Origin of the sequence: Mariniflexile litorale (assembly GCF_031128465.2) — a bacterium.
GTDB lineage: Bacteria > Bacteroidota > Bacteroidia > Flavobacteriales > Flavobacteriaceae > Mariniflexile > Mariniflexile litorale.
This window is the reverse complement of record NZ_CP155618.1, coordinates 4,014,347-4,033,694: the sequence shown is the minus strand read 5'-3', so window position 1 is coordinate 4,033,694 and position 19,348 is coordinate 4,014,347. Positions and strand designations below refer to the sequence as shown.

The 19,348-nt window shown below is 33.0% G+C and carries 20 protein-coding genes; 15 read left to right on the top strand and 5 right to left on the bottom strand.

From position 1 onward, the window contains the following. Nucleotides 1–149 precede the first annotated feature (149 nt). The 3 genes from QLS71_RS17080 (at nt 150) to QLS71_RS17070 (ending at nt 3,820) form a co-directional block, all read left to right on the top strand. Nucleotides 150–1,136, top strand: a complete 987-nt coding sequence (locus tag QLS71_RS17080; RefSeq protein ID WP_308991996.1) for an aldo/keto reductase — start codon at nt 150–152, stop codon at nt 1,134–1,136. 69 nt (nt 1,137–1,205) lie between these two features. Next, the gene (locus QLS71_RS17075) at nt 1,206–2,150 is read left to right on the top strand and encodes a family 43 glycosylhydrolase (RefSeq protein WP_308991995.1); all 945 of its coding nucleotides are present in this window, start codon (nt 1,206–1,208) and stop codon (nt 2,148–2,150) included. Between the two features lie 8 nt (nt 2,151–2,158). After that, the gene (locus QLS71_RS17070; RefSeq protein ID WP_308991994.1) at nt 2,159–3,820 is read left to right on the top strand and encodes a DUF5060 domain-containing protein; all 1,662 of its coding nucleotides are present in this window, start codon (nt 2,159–2,161) and stop codon (nt 3,818–3,820) included. Nucleotides 3,821–4,002: 182 nt separating this feature from the next. On the opposite strand, the gene QLS71_RS17065 is transcribed toward QLS71_RS17070, so the two are convergent. Then, on the bottom strand, nt 4,003–4,755 hold the full coding sequence (locus tag QLS71_RS17065) for a glucose 1-dehydrogenase (protein WP_308991993.1): 753 nt from the start codon (nt 4,753–4,755) through the stop codon (nt 4,003–4,005). A 128-nt stretch (nt 4,756–4,883) separates the two neighbouring features. On the opposite strand from QLS71_RS17065, the gene QLS71_RS17060 reads away from it, so the two are divergent. The 6 genes from QLS71_RS17060 to QLS71_RS17035 all read left to right on the top strand — a co-directional run bounded on the left by QLS71_RS17060 (nt 4,884) and on the right by QLS71_RS17035 (nt 8,419). Further along, nucleotides 4,884–5,240, top strand: a complete 357-nt coding sequence (locus tag QLS71_RS17060; RefSeq protein ID WP_308991992.1) for a winged helix-turn-helix transcriptional regulator — start codon at nt 4,884–4,886, stop codon at nt 5,238–5,240. 195 nt (nt 5,241–5,435) lie between these two features. Next, the gene (locus tag QLS71_RS17055) at nt 5,436–5,990 is read left to right on the top strand and encodes a Crp/Fnr family transcriptional regulator (protein ID WP_308991991.1); all 555 of its coding nucleotides are present in this window, start codon (nt 5,436–5,438) and stop codon (nt 5,988–5,990) included. Between the two features lie 81 nt (nt 5,991–6,071). Continuing rightward, nucleotides 6,072–6,884, top strand: a complete 813-nt coding sequence (locus QLS71_RS17050; RefSeq protein WP_308991990.1) for an SDR family oxidoreductase — start codon at nt 6,072–6,074, stop codon at nt 6,882–6,884. Continuing rightward, a complete protein-coding gene (locus QLS71_RS17045) occupies nt 6,885–7,007 on the top strand; it encodes a hypothetical protein (RefSeq protein WP_308991989.1) in 123 nt (40 codons plus the stop codon). A 284-nt stretch (nt 7,008–7,291) separates the two neighbouring features. Continuing rightward, complete coding sequence (locus QLS71_RS17040) at nt 7,292–7,855, top strand: Crp/Fnr family transcriptional regulator (RefSeq protein WP_308991988.1); 564 nt, start codon at nt 7,292–7,294, stop codon at nt 7,853–7,855. Nucleotides 7,856–8,029: 174 nt separating this feature from the next. After that, nucleotides 8,030–8,419: a RidA family protein gene (locus tag QLS71_RS17035; RefSeq protein ID WP_308992094.1), complete on the top strand. Its 390-nt coding sequence runs from the start codon at nt 8,030–8,032 to the stop codon at nt 8,417–8,419. 68 nt (nt 8,420–8,487) lie between these two features. Here the strand turns inward: QLS71_RS17035 and QLS71_RS17030 are convergent, their stop codons facing one another. Continuing rightward, nucleotides 8,488–9,060, bottom strand: coding sequence for a GNAT family protein (locus tag QLS71_RS17030; protein WP_308991987.1), 573 nt, complete (start codon nt 9,058–9,060; stop codon nt 8,488–8,490). Between the two features lie 108 nt (nt 9,061–9,168). Between QLS71_RS17030 and QLS71_RS17025 the strand changes: the two genes are divergently transcribed. Genes QLS71_RS17025 through menD form a run of 3 tightly spaced genes read left to right on the top strand, consistent with a single transcriptional unit; the run spans nt 9,169 to nt 12,525 of the window. Then, nucleotides 9,169–9,594, top strand: coding sequence for a hotdog fold thioesterase (locus tag QLS71_RS17025; RefSeq protein ID WP_308991986.1), 426 nt, complete (start codon nt 9,169–9,171; stop codon nt 9,592–9,594). A 3-nt stretch (nt 9,595–9,597) separates the two neighbouring features. Continuing rightward, the gene (locus tag QLS71_RS17020) at nt 9,598–10,713 is read left to right on the top strand and encodes a chorismate-binding protein (protein WP_308991985.1); all 1,116 of its coding nucleotides are present in this window, start codon (nt 9,598–9,600) and stop codon (nt 10,711–10,713) included. Between the two features lie 51 nt (nt 10,714–10,764). Continuing rightward, entirely contained in the window at nt 10,765–12,525 is a 1,761-nt protein-coding gene (gene menD, locus QLS71_RS17015; RefSeq protein WP_308991984.1) for a thiamine pyrophosphate-binding protein, read from the top strand. Nucleotides 12,526–12,581: 56 nt separating this feature from the next. Here menD and uvrA read toward each other — a convergent pair whose 3' ends face one another. Further along, the gene (uvrA, locus tag QLS71_RS17010; RefSeq protein ID WP_308991983.1) at nt 12,582–15,365 is read right to left on the bottom strand and encodes an excinuclease ABC subunit UvrA; all 2,784 of its coding nucleotides are present in this window, start codon (nt 15,363–15,365) and stop codon (nt 12,582–12,584) included. A gap of 236 nt (nt 15,366–15,601) precedes the next feature. Between uvrA and QLS71_RS17005 the strand changes: the two genes are divergently transcribed. Together QLS71_RS17005 and QLS71_RS17000 are read left to right on the top strand one after the other, a co-directional pair. Beyond that, nucleotides 15,602–16,186 carry a sigma-70 family RNA polymerase sigma factor gene (locus QLS71_RS17005; protein WP_308991982.1) on the top strand — a complete coding sequence of 195 codons (585 nt, stop codon included), beginning with the start codon at nt 15,602–15,604 and terminating at the stop codon, nt 16,184–16,186. 57 nt (nt 16,187–16,243) lie between these two features. Then, nucleotides 16,244–16,390 (top strand): hypothetical protein, encoded by a 147-nt coding sequence (locus QLS71_RS17000; protein WP_308991981.1) that lies wholly within the window; start codon nt 16,244–16,246, stop codon nt 16,388–16,390. An 87-nt stretch (nt 16,391–16,477) separates the two neighbouring features. Here the strand turns inward: QLS71_RS17000 and nth are convergent, their stop codons facing one another. Continuing rightward, nucleotides 16,478–17,143 (bottom strand): endonuclease III, encoded by a 666-nt coding sequence (nth, locus tag QLS71_RS16995; RefSeq protein ID WP_308991980.1) that lies wholly within the window; start codon nt 17,141–17,143, stop codon nt 16,478–16,480. 32 nt (nt 17,144–17,175) lie between these two features. Between nth and bcp the strand changes: the two genes are divergently transcribed. Next, nucleotides 17,176–17,628 carry a thioredoxin-dependent thiol peroxidase gene (gene bcp, locus QLS71_RS16990; protein WP_308991979.1) on the top strand — a complete coding sequence of 151 codons (453 nt, stop codon included), beginning with the start codon at nt 17,176–17,178 and terminating at the stop codon, nt 17,626–17,628. A 40-nt stretch (nt 17,629–17,668) separates the two neighbouring features. Here the strand turns inward: bcp and QLS71_RS16985 are convergent, their stop codons facing one another. Further along, entirely contained in the window at nt 17,669–19,141 is a 1,473-nt protein-coding gene (locus QLS71_RS16985) for a TonB-dependent receptor (RefSeq protein ID WP_308991978.1), read from the bottom strand. Between the last annotated feature and the right edge of the window lie 207 nt (nt 19,142–19,348).

The window sequence follows — 19,348 nt, the reverse complement described above, 5'->3', positions numbered from 1 at the left end:
AAATTAAGGTTGGTTAGAAAATAAAACTATATATTAAAACTTTAAAATTGTTATATATTCGTTTTTTTTAATATTTATACGATGAAGTGAGTCTTTTTCCATATGTAAATGTTATTATACTCAATTCATAATTAATAAGAGTACATAAAATGAAAAACAGAAAACTAGGAGTTAACGGATTTAATATTAGTGAAGTTGGTTTGGGCTGTTGGCAATTAGGTGCCGATTGGGGCAAAGACATTTCCAAAGAAACAGCTTTTAATATTTTAAATGAAGCAGTTAAAAATGGCATGACGTTTTTTGATACTGCCGATGTGTATGGTGATGGGAAAAGTGAAATTTTAATAGGTGAATTTTTAAAAACATGTGATGTTCCAATACGTGTGGCTACAAAATTTGGTAGAGCGGGAGATGCATATCCAGATAAATATTCAAAAGACGTATTACGAAAATCGGTTGAAGGCTCTTTACAACGTTTGGGAGTTGATTCCATAGATTTGTTACAGCTTCATTGTATTCCAACACATTATTTAAAAGAAGGAGCTATTTTTAATTGGCTTCGCGAATTACAGCAAGAAGGTCTTATTAAACATTTTGGTGCCAGTGTTGAAACGGTTGAAGAAGGTTTAATTTGCATAGAACAAGAAGGCTTATTATCACTACAAGTCATTTTTAATATTTTTAGACAAAAATTAGTAACCCAATTATTACCGCAAGCTCAAGCAAAAGGTGTTGGGATCATTGTGCGTTTACCTTTAGCAAGTGGGTTGCTTTCAGGGAAATTTGATAGTAACACAAGCTTTCCAGAAAACGATCATAGAAATTATAATAGAAATGGAGAGGCCTTTAATGTTGGTGAAACATTTGCAGGTCTACCCTTTGAAAAAGGTTTAGAATTTGTTGAAATTATCAAAAACAATATATTACCAGATAACCTGACCATGGTACAATTGGCTTTACGCTGGATTTTAGACCATGAAGCCGTTAGTGCTATTATACCAGGAGCAAGTTCTACAAGGCAAGTAGTTTCAAATGCAGCAGTTTCAAATATTGATGCTTTGTCTTCAGAAACACATTCGGCTTTAATTAATTTGTATAAAGAATTAATCCATATTGAAATACGTGGGGGATATTAAAAACCGAAATACTTCTATTTATTGTAAGTAAAATATTTATTATATTTATCCAATTTCGTCAAAAAAAATATGAATAAAATAAAAGGTGTTTTAGTTATAGTTAGTGCTTTGTTAGCACATATTAGTTTTTCCCAAAACCCATTCATAACACATATGTATACTGCCGACCCCTCGGCAAGAGTGTTTAACGACACCCTATATGTGTATCCATCACATGATAAAGACAATGCTGTAAAGTTTACTATGGAAGACTGGCATGTGTTTTCTACTACCGATATGAAAACTTGGACAGACCATGGTGTTGCTTTTTCATTAGATGATTTGAGTTGGGCAAACAACCAAGCCTGGGCTCCAGATTGCATCTATCGAAATGGCAAATACTATTTTTATTATCCTGTAGAACATAGCAAAATAGGTGTTGCTGTTGGCGATAAACCTTATGGGCCATTTAAAGACCCATTAAACAAACCGCTTATTCACACAAATACAGAAGGTGTTGTTTGTACACGCGATTTTATTGATCCTGCAGTTTTTATAGATGATGATGGTCAAGCATACCTTTATATGGGGCAATTAGTTGTGAATGCTATTAAGCTAAATGATGATATGATTTCTTATGATGGGAATGTGCATTTACTTGAAGGAACAGCCGATTTTTTTGAAGCCGCTTGGATGCACAAGTACAAAGGCAACTACTATTTATCCTATGTAGGCGAAAGTGGTGAAATTAAATATGGCATAAGTAAAAATCCGCTTGGACCATTTGATTACAAAGGTGTTATTCTTCCAAAAATGAATAGTGGAACCAATCACCACTCCATTGTTGAATACAAAGGGCAATGGTATATGTTTTATCATAATTCCGATTTATATTATAAAAATAATCCAGATGTAGAACCTAAATTTGGTTGGGGACATAAAGATAGTCCGCATCCATACCGCAGATCCATCTGTTTTGATAAATTATATTATAATGAAGACGGCACTATGCAACCTGTTATACCAACTAAATAATTTTACTAATGAAAATCACGAAATTACTCTATCTAATTATTTTAATTACAACTTTAAGTTGTGCTAAGCCACAACCTTTAAGTCAAGTTGGTCTTTATCAAACATTTGAACATTCTTTAGAAAATAATAATACGTATGCTAACAAGTTTAACGACGTTCAGCTAAATACTACTTTTATTTCACCATCAGGAAAAACAACCAGTTTTTTTGGATTTTATGATGGTGACGGAAAAGGCGGCGGCGATTTAACAACTGGCACCATCTGGAAAATGCGTTTTATACCAAACGAAATTGGTAAATGGACCTATAAATATACTTGGAGCGATAACACCAAGGGGGGAGAAGGTGCTTTTGAGTGTACTGAAGCGAATGCAGGAAAAGGCATCTTGCAAGCTTATAAAGAAAATCCACGTTGGTTTGCATATAACGGTACAGAACCTGTTTGGTTAAAGTCGTATTATGAAAGTGGTCATGGTTCTATTGCACAACCTTTTGATTGGGTGAAGGAAAACGTGTACCAACCAATTATCGATCGTGGCTACAATCATTTACAAGTTAATTGGTTATTGTCTTTATGCTGTTTTGAGCAATATTATCATGATGGACCAGAACCTACAACTCAAGATTTAACCTTGTATACAGAAGGAAAAGCTTCAAGTACCATGCGATTGGATGTTTGGCAAATGATGGAAACGCATGTAGATTGGCTTAACACTAAAAATATTGGACTGCATATGTTTCTTGGATTTGATGGTAGCCAAAACGATGGTCCAAAATGGACAAGTTTAAGTGAAACCGAAAAAGATTTTTATGTGCGTTATGTGGTTGCTAGATTAGCTCCGTATGCAAACATTGCAGGTTGGGGGTTTGTTTGGGAAGTTCCAGGAGATAGACAAGATAGCGAACTTGGTTGGGCACAATTAGTAAAAAAATACGATGTGTTTGATCATTTGCGAACTTATGAAGATGAGTTCCCCGTTAAAAATGAATACCATCGTGAGGAATATAATTTTGCAGCCATAGAAAACCATTATATATTTTCAGAAGAGAGAGATTTAGACAGACCTTATTGGAAAGAACCCTGGACGCATCACGATGCTTGTTTAGCAGGTTATGTACCAGGTAAACCGGTGTATATGATTGAAGGAAATGCCCTTTGGAGACGCTTTTGGCAAAAAAGAACGAAAGCGACGTTAGACGATTTACGTCAATCGGCTTGGGCATGTGTGACTGCTGGAGCTTCGTTTAATTGGTGCGGACAAGCAGGCGAAGACGAATTGGTGGCTTTCGGACCAGAAGGTTTGCCGTTTTTTGAGTCAGATAATCCGTATTTAGCTTCAACCAAGGAATTAGATATTTTAAGTGATGTCATGACGAAAGAAGTTGCATTTCAAAGCATGGTTCCAACCGATGATTTGCTTTCTAACCACGATAATAAAAAAGTTTGGTGTTTGTCTGAAAAAGGAAAGCAGTACTTAGTATTTTCTTCAAACGGAAATGCTTTTGAATTACAATTGGTAGCAGGTAATTACACACATAATAAATGGCTTAATGCTAAAACAGGCGAGTCTCAAGTAATATCAAAAATTACAGTTCTTGATAATGAAGTAAAACAATTTACACCACCAACTACGGATACTGATTGGGTTTTGTTAATAACAGTCAAGTAATTTAAAAGTAACGTTTGACCATCAATAAATAACAGAATACGATAAAATCATTTGTATTTAGTTATTATGAAAATTATAGTTAGGGCTCATAAAACCAGCGTTCGTCATACGTCAAGAAATTTATAAACAAAAAATGCTAATCTCTTACAGGTAGCACTTTTTGTTTATATTTAATAAAGTATTTAAAGTAAACCACCTGCAACCGTAATTCTTTCACCTGTTACCCAATTAGAATCATCCGAAGCAAGAAAAACAGCTACTTTTGCAATATCATCGGGTTGTCCTAACCTTCCCAAAGGGGTAATAGCAACCATTTGCTTTTCAAGATCACTCCCAATTATACCTCCACTATGTGTTCCTTCAGTTTCAGTCATACCTGGTGCAATAGTATTTATTCTTATTTTTTTTGGACCTAATTCCTTCGCTAATGTTTTGGTCATATTATCAATAGCGGCTTTTGCTGCTGAATATAAAATTAAACCAGCAACTGGATTTTGACTTACCGTAGAACTAATATTAATTATACTGCCTCCACCGTTACCAAACATTGCAACCGCTTTTTGAGTCGACAATATATTACCCAGAACATGTGTGTTTATTTGTGTATGAAAGCTATCTTCTGTAATTTCTTCTAATGGTTCGAATGAGAAAATACCAGCATTATTTACCAAAATATCAAGCTGTCCATAAACTTTTTTTGTTTCCTCAAAAAGTCTGTTTACATCAGAAGACTTTGTAACATCAGCATGAACCGCAATTGCAGAACCTCCGTTTTTGATAATTTGATTAACCACTTTTTCGGCACCTTCTTTACTTGATGCGTAATTCACAACTACTTTTGCGCCCGCTTTTGCAAATGCTTTAGCAATACCTGCTCCTATCCCTTTTGATGAACCTGTAACTACTGCTACTTTTCCATTTAATTTTAAATCCATTTTTATTATTTTTTAATGAGTTACAAAACTAGAATTTATATACCTTTAGCACAAGTATGTACTAAATGGTATCTTACCTACTAAAAAGTATGTATGTTTGATTATCAGGTAATTATGATTAAATAAAAATGAAAAAAGATGAAAAAAAACTTGAATGCCCAGTAGAACATACATGTGCTGTTGATTATGCATTTAAACGTATTGGAGGAAAATATAAAGGAAGAATTTTATGGTATTTGCATGAGTTCACCGTTTTACGTTATGGTAAATTAGGTAGAACTTTACCAGACATTACAACTAAAATGTTGACGCAAACCCTAAGAGAACTGGAAACAGACAATTTGGTTAATAGAAAAGTATATCACGTAGTACCACCAAAAGTTGAGTATTCATTAACTGAAATTGGAAAAGAATTAATTCCTTTTATAAGTTATCTTAAAGAATGGGGAGATAAGGAGCTTGAAAGAGGAAAAAACAACATATAATTACAAAAGAAGAATAATATATGATTTATTGCTCATTCTAGTATTCTCTCCTAGAATTATTATTACGTTTATATTTTTAAAGTAGTAGCTTTACTATTATACAGGCCGTATTAAATTATAGGCTGACTCTCAGTTCAAAAAAACTTTTTACCAAATGGTAAATAATACAAAACAACTATTCCTAAATTTGTAGTTATGAGAGAATTTATAGAATTCATGCTACAGTTTGGCAATCTAAACCAACAACAAATTGATCTAATTTTAAGTAAAGCAAAGGAAACAGATCTTAAAAAAGACGATTATTTTGTAGAAGCAGGAAAAGTACTAAAACGAGTTGGTTTTATAGTTGAAGGCATATTTCGCATCTGTTACTATAATAATAAAGGGGAAGAAATTACTAAAATATTTATGGAAGAAAAGCATTTGCTTTATAATTTAAAGAATGTTCCTTCTACAGAATATATCCAAGCCGCTACAGATTGTAAACTGATTGAATTTTCAAATCAAGATTTGAAAGAAATTTCCGAAACTATAATTGATTGGGATACTATTATTCAAAAAATTACCAACAAATCACTGGTTCAAAAACTGGAAAGAGTAAGTCCCTTAATCTCACAAGATGCTACGACACGGTATTTGGAGTTTATGGAAAAATACCCAACACTTGTCAATCGTATTCCGTTGTCATACATCGCTTCCTATTTAGGGATTACACAGCAATCCTTAAGCAGAATAAGAAAAAACATTTGATAAGTGCTTTTTACCAAATGGTAAACAGGCCCATTTTTTAAGACTGCATTTTTGCAGTATCAATTTTAAAAAATGAATAAAATGAACAAAACAATTTTTATCACAGGAGCTTCATCAGGATTAGGAAAAGCAACAGCTAAATTATTTGCTTCCAAAGGTTGGACTGTAATCGCAGCCATGCGACAACCCGAAAAAGAAACAGAACTTATACAGTTGCCAAACATTCATCTATTAAAGTTGGACATTAGCCATAAAAAACAAATTGCAGAAGCCGCTTCTAAAGCAGAAAAAATAAGTCCGATAGATGTACTATTCAACAATGCGGCTTATGGACTAATGGGCGCTTTTGAAGGAACTACTAGCGAACAATTAGAACAACAAATCAATACCAATTTTTTGGGAACCATTCTTGTTACAAAGTCGTTTCTGCCTTACTTCAGAGCACGTAAAAGCGGAACAATTATTACCGCGACCTCTTCTACCGCTAATATTCCCTATCCATATATAGCCGTTTACGCAGCAACAAAATCGGCATTGGAAACATGGACAGAAGGAATGAGTTATGAATTAAATGAATTTGGTATACATATCAAAACAATCGTTCCTGCTTTTATGCAAACCAATTTTGGGAATAATGCACAAATGGTTTTACATCCAGAGTATCAGGAAAAATTTAATCAATACATTACCGCAATAAAGACAGATTCAAGCATCAAAAGAGACACACCTGAAAGTATTGCTGATGTTGTTTACCAAGCAGCGACAGACAACAAGAAGCAATTACACTATACAGCAGGGAATCTTTCAACAACAGAATACGAATGGTTGAAAAAAGCCGGAATCGAGAAGGTAATTACCATTATGAATAAACGATTTTTTGAACAGAAGAATTAATTGATAAAAAATATCAGCTGTAACAGTATTGGTGGTTTTAAAAAAAATGATGAATACTTTCTTGAAAGTAGTGAAATAGCCTTTAAAAGAGTGTTAAAACAACCCATTGCTGATATTGTGTAAAAATAATAGTAGTTTTAATACTAAATTAAAAGGGAATATCTTTGTACACAGATTGCTTAAACACAGGATTTATGGATTGGTCTGTATCTACTTGGAAAATCCAACAATTTTTCAAAGTCAATTTTTCTTTGAAGAGGTTCTAGACGAAACAAGCCACGGCTCATAAAATTAAATGGTTATAAGCCCTATTAAAATAAAAATAGTAACGCATTGAAATGTGGGTATAACCATAAGATATGGGGGGCATCATTTAGCATATTATTTATAACCAGAGTTCTTATTTGATGAAAGAAAAATTAAAAAAACATATTGAAAAAACAATACCTCTTACAGATGATGAGTTCTCGTTTGTTGTAAGTCATTTTTCGTTTGAGGAATATAAAAAAAATGATTTTATTTTTCAAAAAGGAGAAAGTGTAAAGAATTGCTATTTTATTGTTACAGGTCTTTTAAAATTAGTTTATGAAGACCAAAAAGGGAATCAGCATATTGTTTCATTTGCTATGGAGGATTGGTGGGAAAGTGATTTTTTAGCTTATTTTTCAGGAACTAAAGCTAAATTGTCTTTGCAATGCATTGAAAACACAACAGTGTTTTCAATTAGTCTTAAAAATTATCAAAAACTATGCACTAATTTCACCAAAATGGAGCGTTTCTTTCTTAAGAAATCTAATTCAGGTCATATTGCTTCTCAAAACAGAATTTTATCGTTTCTAACATCAAATGCTAAGGACAGGTATGAAGAACTGCTTAAACAACATCCATTATTATTCCAACGCGTCCCCAAAATACTTTTAGCTTCTTATTTGGGTGTTTCACGAGAGACACTTAGTCGATTTTCCTCTTGATCTTTTTTTTGTTTTTATGGTAATTGTGATGTTTGTCACATTGAAATAAGACTATTTTTAAAATATTTGTTATTGAAATATAAGTTCAAAATAATGAATAATAAAATAAAAATTTTATGCGTCATATTATTAATGACGATGATTGCATTAGCACAAAACAACAAAAGCAAACCAATGGAAAAAAGAACCATTAACCCTTGGAAATGGCAGAACGAAAGAAGCTATGTACAAGCTGTAGAAGTCATAAAAGCAGAAGGAACACTTTATGTTTCTGGCCAAACAGCTACGGATTCATACGGAATATCTAGTAAGGAGGATATGAAGTCTCAATTAATTCAAACTATAGCAAATCTAGAGAAAGTTATACACGAAGCAGGATATGAATGCGAAAACATTGTACGTCTGAATGTGTATACGATTTCAACAGATGAACTTTTTGGCTGTTTTGATGTTTTCCAAAACTGGATAACTAAACATAATATAAAACAGGCAAGTACTTTAATTGAAGTAAAAAGTCTTTTTGATACATTAAAAATAGAATTAGAAGCTACCGTTGTAAAATAGTATTTGATTAAGGTTTTCAAAATAGTAGTGTCCAATAAACGATGTAAACAGAAAGTATTTGGCGGGTTTTAAAACCCGCCAAATACTTTCTGTTTAATTACATCCCATTCCTCATTTAAAATACCATAACAACATGTACTCCGTTTGAAACCATCAAGCATTAACGTGTCTTTTCGTAATATACCTTCAAGCTTTGCGCCTAATTTCTCTACTGCTTTTCTTGAGCGGATATTACGTTCATCAACTCTAAATTCAATTTTATCAAACTTTAAGATTTCAAAAGCATATTGTATCATTAAAAACTTCATATGTTTATTAAGCCCTGTTCCTTGGAATTGTGTGCCAATCCAGGTCCAACCAATATGCAGCACCTTATTTTTCCAATTAATAAGTCCGAAACGCGTACAACCAGCATAACGAGTTGTTTGTTTATCAAATACGATAAATGGAATGGCTGTTTTGTGGTAATAGGCATCAACAGCATCTAGTACATACACTTTAAAATCATCGGGTGTATTAATTTTACTAGGAGAGTATTGTAACAAATTTGGTTGTTGTGAAATGTCTGCTAGCTGTTTGTAATTACTTAAATCTAACAGAGATAGTTTTATTCGGTGGTTTTCTAGGGTTGGTGCATTCATAGTTTTAATAGATAAAAAGAGTGAAATTGGAATAATTAAAGGTTAATTTATATTACCATTCCTAAGTCATTTTGTACTTTTACAGGCGCAAATAAAAATACAATATTTATGGCATTAACTAAAGAAAACGTATTAGCACAAGCCAATGAAGCATGTAAAAATACTTTAATGGAAACCTTGCAAATTGAGGTTGTAGATTATGGTGATGATTTTTTAGTGGCTCGTATGCCTGTAAACCCTAGAGTGCACCAACCAGACGGTGTTTTACATGGTGGAGCAACCGCAGCTTTAGCAGAAAGTGTTGGTAGTTTCGCATCGCATATTTTTATTGATACTGAGAAGTTTTTTGTGCGTGGTATAGAAATTACTGCCAACCATTTAAAAAGCATAACAGAAGGCTTTGTATATGCTAAGGCTACGTTTATTCATAAAGGTAAAACCACACAATTACTGGATATAAAAGTAACCGATGAAGCAAACAATTTAATATCAGTTTGTAAATTAACTACTATTTCGCTGCCAAAAAAGAACTAATTAATGATTTTGGAAGACTTTTTTGATCGTATTGAAACCCACTATAAAAATAAACTACCGTTTGCTGCTTATAGAAAACCACGAGAAAGTAAATTAAATGCATTACTTCAGCAAACCAATGAGTTACATATTGCAACCAATTTTACTGAAAAAGGTTTTGTTTTCGCACCTTTTGACGACAAAGAGCACTCCGTTTTAATACCTCTTGAGAGCTCTGAGTTTATTTCTTTGAGTTCTGAGATGCTGCCTATAGATCGCCCTTTAAAAAGAAATAATGCTATTAATGAAGAAGAAAAACATCAGCATATCAATCTGGTAAAGAAAGGTGTGCAAGCTATAAAGGATAATCGCTTGGCAAAGGTGGTGTTATCAAGGCAAGAACATGTTTCAATAGATGAAACCAATCCTATTGCCATATTTAAAAGGCTTTTAACTAGTTACTCGTCGTCTTTTATTTATTGTTGGTACCATCCCAAAGTAGGATTGTGGTTAGGCGCTACGCCCGAAACACTTATAAAGATAGAAGGTTGCCAGTTTTCCATTATGGCATTGGCAGGTACACAAGTTTACAAAGGAAGTTTAGATGTGGTTTGGCAAAACAAAGAAATACAGGAGCAAAAGTTCGTTACCGATTTTATTGTGGATAGTTTGAAATCATCCGTCGAAAGTATAAATGTTTCTGATATTGAAACTGTAAAAGCAGGAAGCTTGGTGCATTTAAAAACCATGATTTCGGCACGGTTAAAATCAGAATCTAAATTAAAAGACATCATTGGTAAATTACACCCCACACCAGCTGTTTGTGGAGTACCAAAAGCAGCAGCAAAACAATTTATTTTAGATAATGAACATTACAACCGTGAATTCTATACTGGTTTTTTAGGTGAATTAAATTTCGAAACTACAACAGCACCGCGTTCAGGCAAACGGAACATAGAAAATAGAGCCTATAGCATTACCAAAAAAAGCACCCAGTTGTATGTTAATTTAAGATGTATGCAACTCAAAAATAATACAGCTCTTATTTATGTTGGAGGAGGTATAACCACTAACTCTAACCCCGAAAGCGAATGGGAAGAAACGGTATCAAAATCTTTAATTATTAAAAACATTTTGTAATTAACTTATTTTAAGTGCTATTTATTACTTTTACATATTCATTTCAATTATATGATTTACCCAAAAATCCCTCTTGCACAAACCGTTATAGAGCTTTTTAAAGCCAAAGGAATTAAACATATTGTTATTTCTCCAGGCAGTAGAAATGCTCCCTTAACTATTGGATTTACAAATAATCCCTATTTTACTTGTTATAGTATTGTAGATGAACGTAGTGCTGCTTTTTTTGCTTTGGGTATTTCACAGCAATTAAAAGTGCCTACAGCAGTGGTGTGTACTTCGGGAAGTGCTTTAGTAAATTATTATCCAGCAGTGGCAGAAGCTTATTATAGCGATATTCCATTGGTTGTGGTATCAGCAGACAGACCCAAACATTTAATTGGGATTGGTGACGGACAAACCATTAACCAAAAAAACATTTTCGAGAATCATATTTTATATTCTGTGAATCTGAAACTGGATATTAAAGACGAAAATAATATTCCAGAAAACGAAGAGCTTCCTATGTTAAAGAATTTAGAAGGCAAGCTGGAACGTTTTCTAGGATTACAAAAAGATATTCAAACACATAATGAAGAGGAAATAAATGAAGCATTAAATTTTGCGTTAATTAAAAATGGTCCTGTTCATATTAATATCCCTTTTGATGAACCGCTTTATGAAACTGTTGAAAAATTACGAGTTAATCCCAAAGCCCAAAAGCCAGCATTAAAAACAAAGACTATTGAAGATTATGTGCTTAATGAGTGTTTAGAAGACTGGAATTCGACTTCAAAGAAAATGATACTTGTAGGGGTTAATCATCCGAATGAGATTGAGCAAAAATGGTTAAATGAATTAGCCGAAGATGATAGCGTGATGGTGTTTACCGAATCAACATCAAATTTATACCATGAAAGCTTTTTCCCGTCTATCGATCAAATTATTGCACCTTTAACAGAAGAAGAGAAAAAGGCACTTCAACCAGAAATTCTACTAACGTTTGGCGGTTTAATTGTTTCTAAAAAAATAAAAACACTTTTACGTAAATTTCAACCAAAATACCATTGGCATGTTGATGAAAAAATGGCTAACGATACATTTTTCTGTTTAAGTAATCATATAGATGTTACGCCAAATCAGTTTTTTTCAGTGTTTTTACCCAAAATCACCCATTATGTAAAAAGTAATTACAACGCACATTGGACGGCGGTAAAAAACAAGCGTTTAGAAAAGCATAATGAGTATTTAAACTCCATTCCTTTTACCGATTTAAAGGTCTTTGATATGTTGTTTAAAAGCATACCAAATAATCATATTTTACAAATAGGGAATAGTTCGGCCATACGATATTCACAGTTGTTCAATATAAACAAAAACAACACTGTATTTTGTAATAGAGGCACGAGTGGTATCGATGGTAGTACATCAACCGCTATAGGATGTGCAGTGGTGAATGATAAACCTACAACTTTAATAACAGGCGATTTAAGTTTTCTATACGATAGTAATGCACTTTGGAATAACTACATTCCTAAAAACTTTAGAATTATTGTTATAAATAATCGAGGAGGGGGAATTTTTAGAATTCTTCCAGGACATAAAAACACCAAAAATTTTGAAACTTATTTTGAAACGACTCATAATTTAGATGCAAGACACCTTTGCAGAATGTATGGTCTTACTTATAAAAGTGTTTCAAAAGAAAAACCTTTAGAATATTATTTAAAGGAATTTTTTATTGAAGACGATCGTCCTAAGTTATTAGAAATATTTACACCCAAAGATCTTAATGATGAAATACTTCTACAGTATTTCGAATATTTAAAATAAGTTTTACAAGGCATAAATCTTAGTTAACTAACATTTATGCCTTATAAATACTGATGTTATAATTTGTCTGCCAAATAACTACCAATTTCTGAAGCTTTAACTTTTACTATAGCTTCTGGCGTTCCTGTGGCAACCAGATTTCCACCAGTTTCACCACCATTCGGACCTAAATCGATAATATAATCGGCGCATTTAATAAGATCTATATTGTGTTCTACAACAATAATAGAATGCCCTTTTTCAATAAGCGCATTAAAAGATTTTAGAAGTTTTTGAATATCATGAAAATGCAAGCCTGTTGTAGGTTCGTCAAAAATAAAAAGCGCTTTGTCTTTATTTGTACCTTTTCCCAAAAAGGAAGCTAATTTAATACGCTGAGCTTCGCCTCCAGAAAGTGTAGACGAGCTTTGCCCTAAAGTAACATAACCCAATCCAACATCTTGTAAAGGTTGTAATTTGTTTTTAATTTTAGTTTGCTCATTTCCTTCAAAAAAAGTAATAGCATCATCTATGGTTAGGTTTAAGATATCATCAATGTTTTTATTGGCAAATGTAACTTCTAGCACTTCTTTTTTAAAGCGTTTTCCTTTACAGGTTTCGCATTCTAGATGAACATCTGCCATAAATTGCATTTCAATGGTTACTTCACCTTCACCTTTACAAGTATCACAGCGTCCGCCATCTACATTAAAAGAAAAATGCTTTGCTTGGTAGTTTCGGAGTTTGCTTAATTTTTGATTTGAAAACAATGCTCGAATATCATCATAAGCTTTAATATATGTAACCGGGTTGGAACGTGACGACCTTCCAATAGGGTTTTGGTCTACAAATTCAATATGTTTTATATTGCTAAAATGACCTTCTAAAGCTGTAAATTGACCTGGTTTATCAGAAAAATCAGTAAGTTTTTTTTGAAGTGCTGGGAACAATATTTTTTTAACCAGAGTACTTTTTCCACTACCAGAAACACCGGTAATAACCGTGAGCATTTCTAAAGGAAAACGGACATCGATGTTTTTTAAGTTATTTTCGCGAGCACCAATAATATCTACATAGTATTTTGAGGTTCTTCGGGTTTTTGGAACTTCAATCTTTAAAGTTTCATTTAAATACTGTGCTGTTAAAGAGCTTGAGGCCAGTATGTCGTTATACGAACCGCAAGCCACCACATGACCTCCAAAAGTCCCTGCTTCAGGACCAATATCTATAATATTGTCGGCAGCTTTCATAATATCTTCATCGTGTTCAACTACAATAACTGTGTTTCCTAAATCGCGTAATTGTTTTAGAACAACTATTAAACGCTCCGTATCTTTGGGATGTAAACCGATACTTGGTTCATCTAAAATATACATAGAACCTACTAAACTACTGCCTAAAGAAGTTGCAAGGTTTATACGTTGACTTTCACCACCAGATAAGGTGTTTGATTTTCTATTCAATGTTAAATAATCTAAGCCCACATTGGCAAGAAACGCCAATCGATTGTTAATTTCTTTTAATAATCTATGCGCTATTTGAGTATCATAATCGTTTAGTTCTAATTGATTGAAGAAGCTTGCCAATTTATTCAAAGGCATTTCAACTAAATCGGTAATAGTTGCTCCGCCAATTTTAACGTAATTGGCTTCGATGCGTAAGCGCTTGCCATGACATGCTTTACATTTGGTTTTTCCGCGATAGCGCGACAGCATGACACGGTTTTGAATTTTATAGGCTTTGGACTCTAATTCCGAAAAGAATGAATTTAACCCTTCAAAATGTTTATTTCCATCCCAAATAAGTTGCTTTTGGGTATCAGTTAATTCAAAATAAGGCTTATGTATGGGGAAATCGAATTTATGTGAGTTGTTAACCAATTGATCTCGGTACCAACTCATGCTTTCACCTCGCCAAGAAAAAATAGCATTTTCGTACACTGAAAGTCCAGTGTTTGGAATTACTAAATCTTCATCAATCCCAATAATATCACCGTAGCCTTCACATTTTGGGCAGGCACCATACGGGTTGTTAAAACTGAATAAATGTACGTTTGGTTCTAAAAAGACAATACCATCCGTTTCAAATTTATTACTAAATAAACGTTGTTTGCTATCCGCTAAGGTTTCAATAATACATTCACCTTTACCTTCAAAAAAGGCTGTTTGAATAGCATCTGCAAGTCTGTTTTGAAAATCTTCTTCATCTTTATAAATAATACGATCTACAACTAATAAAATGCGGTCCTTTTTATTAAAAGTACTCATCTCATCAATTCTAACAACCTCTTTATTTACTTTAATTCTGGCATAACCTTGTTGGTGTAAAACTTTAAGTTTGTCTTCCATAGTACGACCTTCTTCTAAATGAATAGGAGCAAGGAGGAGGAGTTTTTCACCTTCATTAAATGTCTTTAAATAGGATAAAACGTCCGAAACCGTTTCTTTTTTTACTTCCACACCCGAAACAGGCGAATAGGTTTTTCCAATTCTGGCAAATAATAATTTTAAATAGTCGTAAATTTCAGTAGTGGTACCAACCGTAGAACGCGGATTGGTAGAATTCACTTTCTGCTCAATAGCTATGGCTGGCGCAATACCTTTAATATAATCTACTTTAGGTTTGTTTAATCGGCCTAAAAACTGTCGTGCATAACTCGATAAACTTTCTACATACCGTCTTTGACCTTCAGCATATAAAGTGTCGAATGCTAAACTGGATTTCCCAGAACCCGATAAACCTGTAATAACCACCAGTTTATTTCTTGGGATCACTACATCAATATTTTTTAAATTGTGCAATTTTGCACCTTTAATTATGATATTTTCTTTTGGGTTTACTTCAGAAATATTAATGCTCATATGCTTTTAAAGGAATAATTTCGCAAAGATACTATAAGTATAGCAAGCTAAAAAATGCCTAATACTTTAAATAAAAGTTAAAAAAACGGATAAAATCTTGTTTTTCTGGAATGATTGTTGTTATATTTGACTCTATCAATCAATACTTTAAATAACTCTCGCCTATAGCAGAATATTACTTTTAAACAAATAACCCCAAGCAAAGAAACTAAATCTTTGTGCTAAAAGTAATAATTATGCAACACGAACTTATACAAGATTCAGCCCTAGTGAGTAGGTATATTAAAGGCGACGAAAGTGCTTTAGAAATTCTTATTAACAGGCATAAACAAAAAATTTACAGTTTTATTTATTCGAAAGTATATGATAGAGATGTAGCTGAAGATATTTTTCAGGACACTTTTATTAAAGTAATTCGTACCCTTAAAAGAGGTGCTTACAATGAAGAAGGTAAATTTTTGCCGTGGGTAATGCGTATTTCTCATAACTTGGTGATTGACTTTTTTAGAAAGAATAATAGAATGCCCAAATTTGCCAATACCGATGAGTTTAATATTTTTTCTGTGTTAAGCGACACGAGTTTAAATGCCGAAAATAGTCTTATAAAAGAACAAGTAGAAACCGATGTAAGACGTTTGGTTGAGGAGCTTCCAGAAGACCAAAAAGAAGTGTTGTTGATGCGCATCTATGAAGACTTAAGTTTTAAAGAGATTTCAGATAAAACAGGTGTAAGTATTAATACTGCACTAGGGCGAATGCGTTATGCATTAATTAATCTTAGAAAAATTATTGAGAAGCATAATATAATTTTAACTAATTAGTACAATAAAGTAAGATTAACCACGTTAATAACTTAAATTAAACCTTAAATTATTAAAATGGCAAAACTTTACTCTGAAAATTCTATTAAAAAATTGAACGAACGTGAACCGAGACAAGAAACGGTTAATTTTATTTTAAATTACTCCAAAGCTTTAAGTGTTATAAGTTGTAATAAAATCAAGTTTGAAGCGCTTTTAAACTGAGTGGTGAAAAGCCCTAATTGTTAATTAATTAGGGCTTTTTAATTTTATATTCTTTACTTTTTACAAAAGAAAAGAATTAGTTATTGTTTACTTCCTGTTGAGTAAAGATTGCGGGTGGGAATTAATTACCGATTGTCTACCAATGGTTTTTGTAATGATGTCTTTTTCTAAATCCCAGCCTCTTGCTGGAGAATATTGGCGCCCATACCAAATAATTTGAAGATGCAAATCGTTCCAAAGTTCTTCAGGAAATAATCGTTTGGCATCTTTTTCAGTCTGCATCACATTTTTTCCGTTACTTAAATTCCATCGATACATAAGCCTATGTATGTGGGTGTCTACAGGAAAAGCGGGTACACCAAACGCTTGCGACATGACTACACTGGCTGTTTTGTGTCCCACGGCTGGGAAAGTTTCTAAAGCTTCGAAACTTTGAGGCACTTCGCCGTTATACTTTTCAATTAAAATTTGTGAAAGCCCGTGAATGCCTTTGCTTTTCATGGGGGATAGTCCGACTGGTTTTATGATTTCTCGAATTTCTTCAACTGAAAGCTTAACCATATCGTATGGATTATCAGCTTTCTCAAATAATAAAGGCGTTATTTGATTTACACGAACGTCTGTACTTTGTGCAGACATTAAAACAGCTATTAATAGCGTATATGGATCTTTATGGTCCAATGGAATGGGGATGGTTGGATATAATTCTTGGAGTGTTTTTATTACAAATTTAACCTTGTTTTCCTTTGTCATGTTGTATTTTTGTTAAAATCAAAGTTAACATTATGAACACATTAAAGCAAGGAGACCAAGTACCAAATTTTGAAGTATTTGATGAACAAGGAAACATTATAAAATTATCTGATTATAAAGGAAAAAAGTTAGTCGTATTCTTTTATCCAGCAGCAAGTACACCAACGTGTACTATCGAAGCTTGTAATTTAAGAGATCATTATAAAGAATTAGCGGAGGCCGGTTATGAAATATTAGGAGTTAGTGCAGATACTCAGAAAAAGCAATCAAACTTTAAAAAGAAACATGATTTTCAATATCCTTTAATAGCGGATACAGATAAAGTGATGATTCAAGCGTTTGGAGTGTGGGGGCCGAAAAAATTTATGGGTCGTACCTTTGATGGCATTCATCGTAAAACATTTATAATTGATGAAGCTGGTGTAGTAGAGCGCGTTATAGATGCAGTAAAAGCAAAAATACATGCCTCTCAAATAATAGGGTAAAAAAAATCCTTCTTAAATTTGTTAAGAAGGATTTATAATTTTATTTGGTGTATTTCTTTCGTTTAGGTAATACCAAGGGCTTCCTTGTATAGCCAAACATACGGTAATCTTTAATTAAATCGGCAACACCTTCAGGCAACATATTTTCCCATCCTCTTTCACCGTTACTAATTTGGTTTAAAATTTCCCTTGAGAATATGGTTAAACATTTGGTGTCGAAATCTTTAATATCAATAACTTTTCCGTTGTATTTAAAGAATTTATACAATTCTTTCATACGCGGATAAACTTTTAGGTTTTCACTGTTTATTAATTCACCTGTCTCAACATCTATCATAGGGTATAAGTAAACTTTCAAATCTTTAAAGAATAACTTCCCAAAAGCCTCTAAAATACCTCCGCTTAAGTGACGGTAATATTTTTCATCAAAAATATCTACCAAATTATTGACACCCATAGCAAGACCCATTCTGGCTTTTGAGTAATTAGAAAAGTACTCAACAACCTTATAGTATTCCTGGAAGTTGGATATCATAACAGAGTGTCCTAGAGAGCATAACAAATCTGCTCTGTCCATGAAATCTTGTTCGTCTATTTCACCTTCTGCTCGTAAGTTAGAAAGAGTTATTTCAAACACAACTTCGGTGTTGTCGGGGTCTACTTTTTTTTCTGCAATAAACATTTTATATGCGTTTTCATACATATCCATGTTTACTTGTGTTACAGGTCTAAAGCTACCTCTAAAAGCTAAAATATTTTTTTTATAAAATATACGAGCAGGTAATACGTTTTTACCATCTGGACCAAACATAACCGCATCGGTCATGTTATTTTTAACCAATTGTAAACTCATTAACCGGTTATCAACATTCTTGAATAAAGGTCCAGAAAAATTAACAGTGTCAATTTCTAACTGATCTTTATCTAAATGGTCATATAAATAACGAAGTAATTTTTTGGGCTCATTGTATTTATAAAAAGCACCATAAATTAAGTTAGTGCCAATTACGCCCAGTGTTTCTTGTTGAAGCCTTCCATCAGTTTCTTTAAAACGGATGTGCAAAATAATGTCATTATATTCTTGGTTTGGTTCTATTTGGTATTTGATACCAATCCAGCCATGACCTTTAAACTGTTTTGCAAAATCGATGGTAGTAACCGTATTAGCAAAAGAGAAAAACATTTTGTTAGGGTAATCTTTTCTAGAAAGGCGTTTCTCAATAAGATCAATCTCGTGGTTAAGCATTTTTCTTAAACGAGGTTCTGTAACATAGCGACCATCATCTTCCGCTCCATAAATAGCATCACTAAAAGCCTTGTCATAAGCAGACATTGCTTTCGCTATAGTGCCAGAGGCACCACCAGCTCTAAAGAAATGCCGACTTGTTTCTTGTCCTGCTCCAATTTCGGCAAACGTACCGTAAATGTTTTCATTTAGGTTAATGCGGAGGGCTTTGGTTTTTAATGATGGAATTTCTTCAAATTCTCTATCTCCCTTTAAGGTAATTTCCATGTTACGGTTTGGGTTACTTTAATTATGTAAACAAAGGTATCAAATAATAGAAGCAAATAAAAAAATAACTCTAATTTTGTTGGTAGATATGAATCCTTTTAAGGAACATGTAAAATGACTCAATTATTTTTTTGTTTCTATAAAATTGTTCATAATAAATTATTGATTATTGTAAGTATGGTTGTTTTCACTAAAAAAAAATTTTAA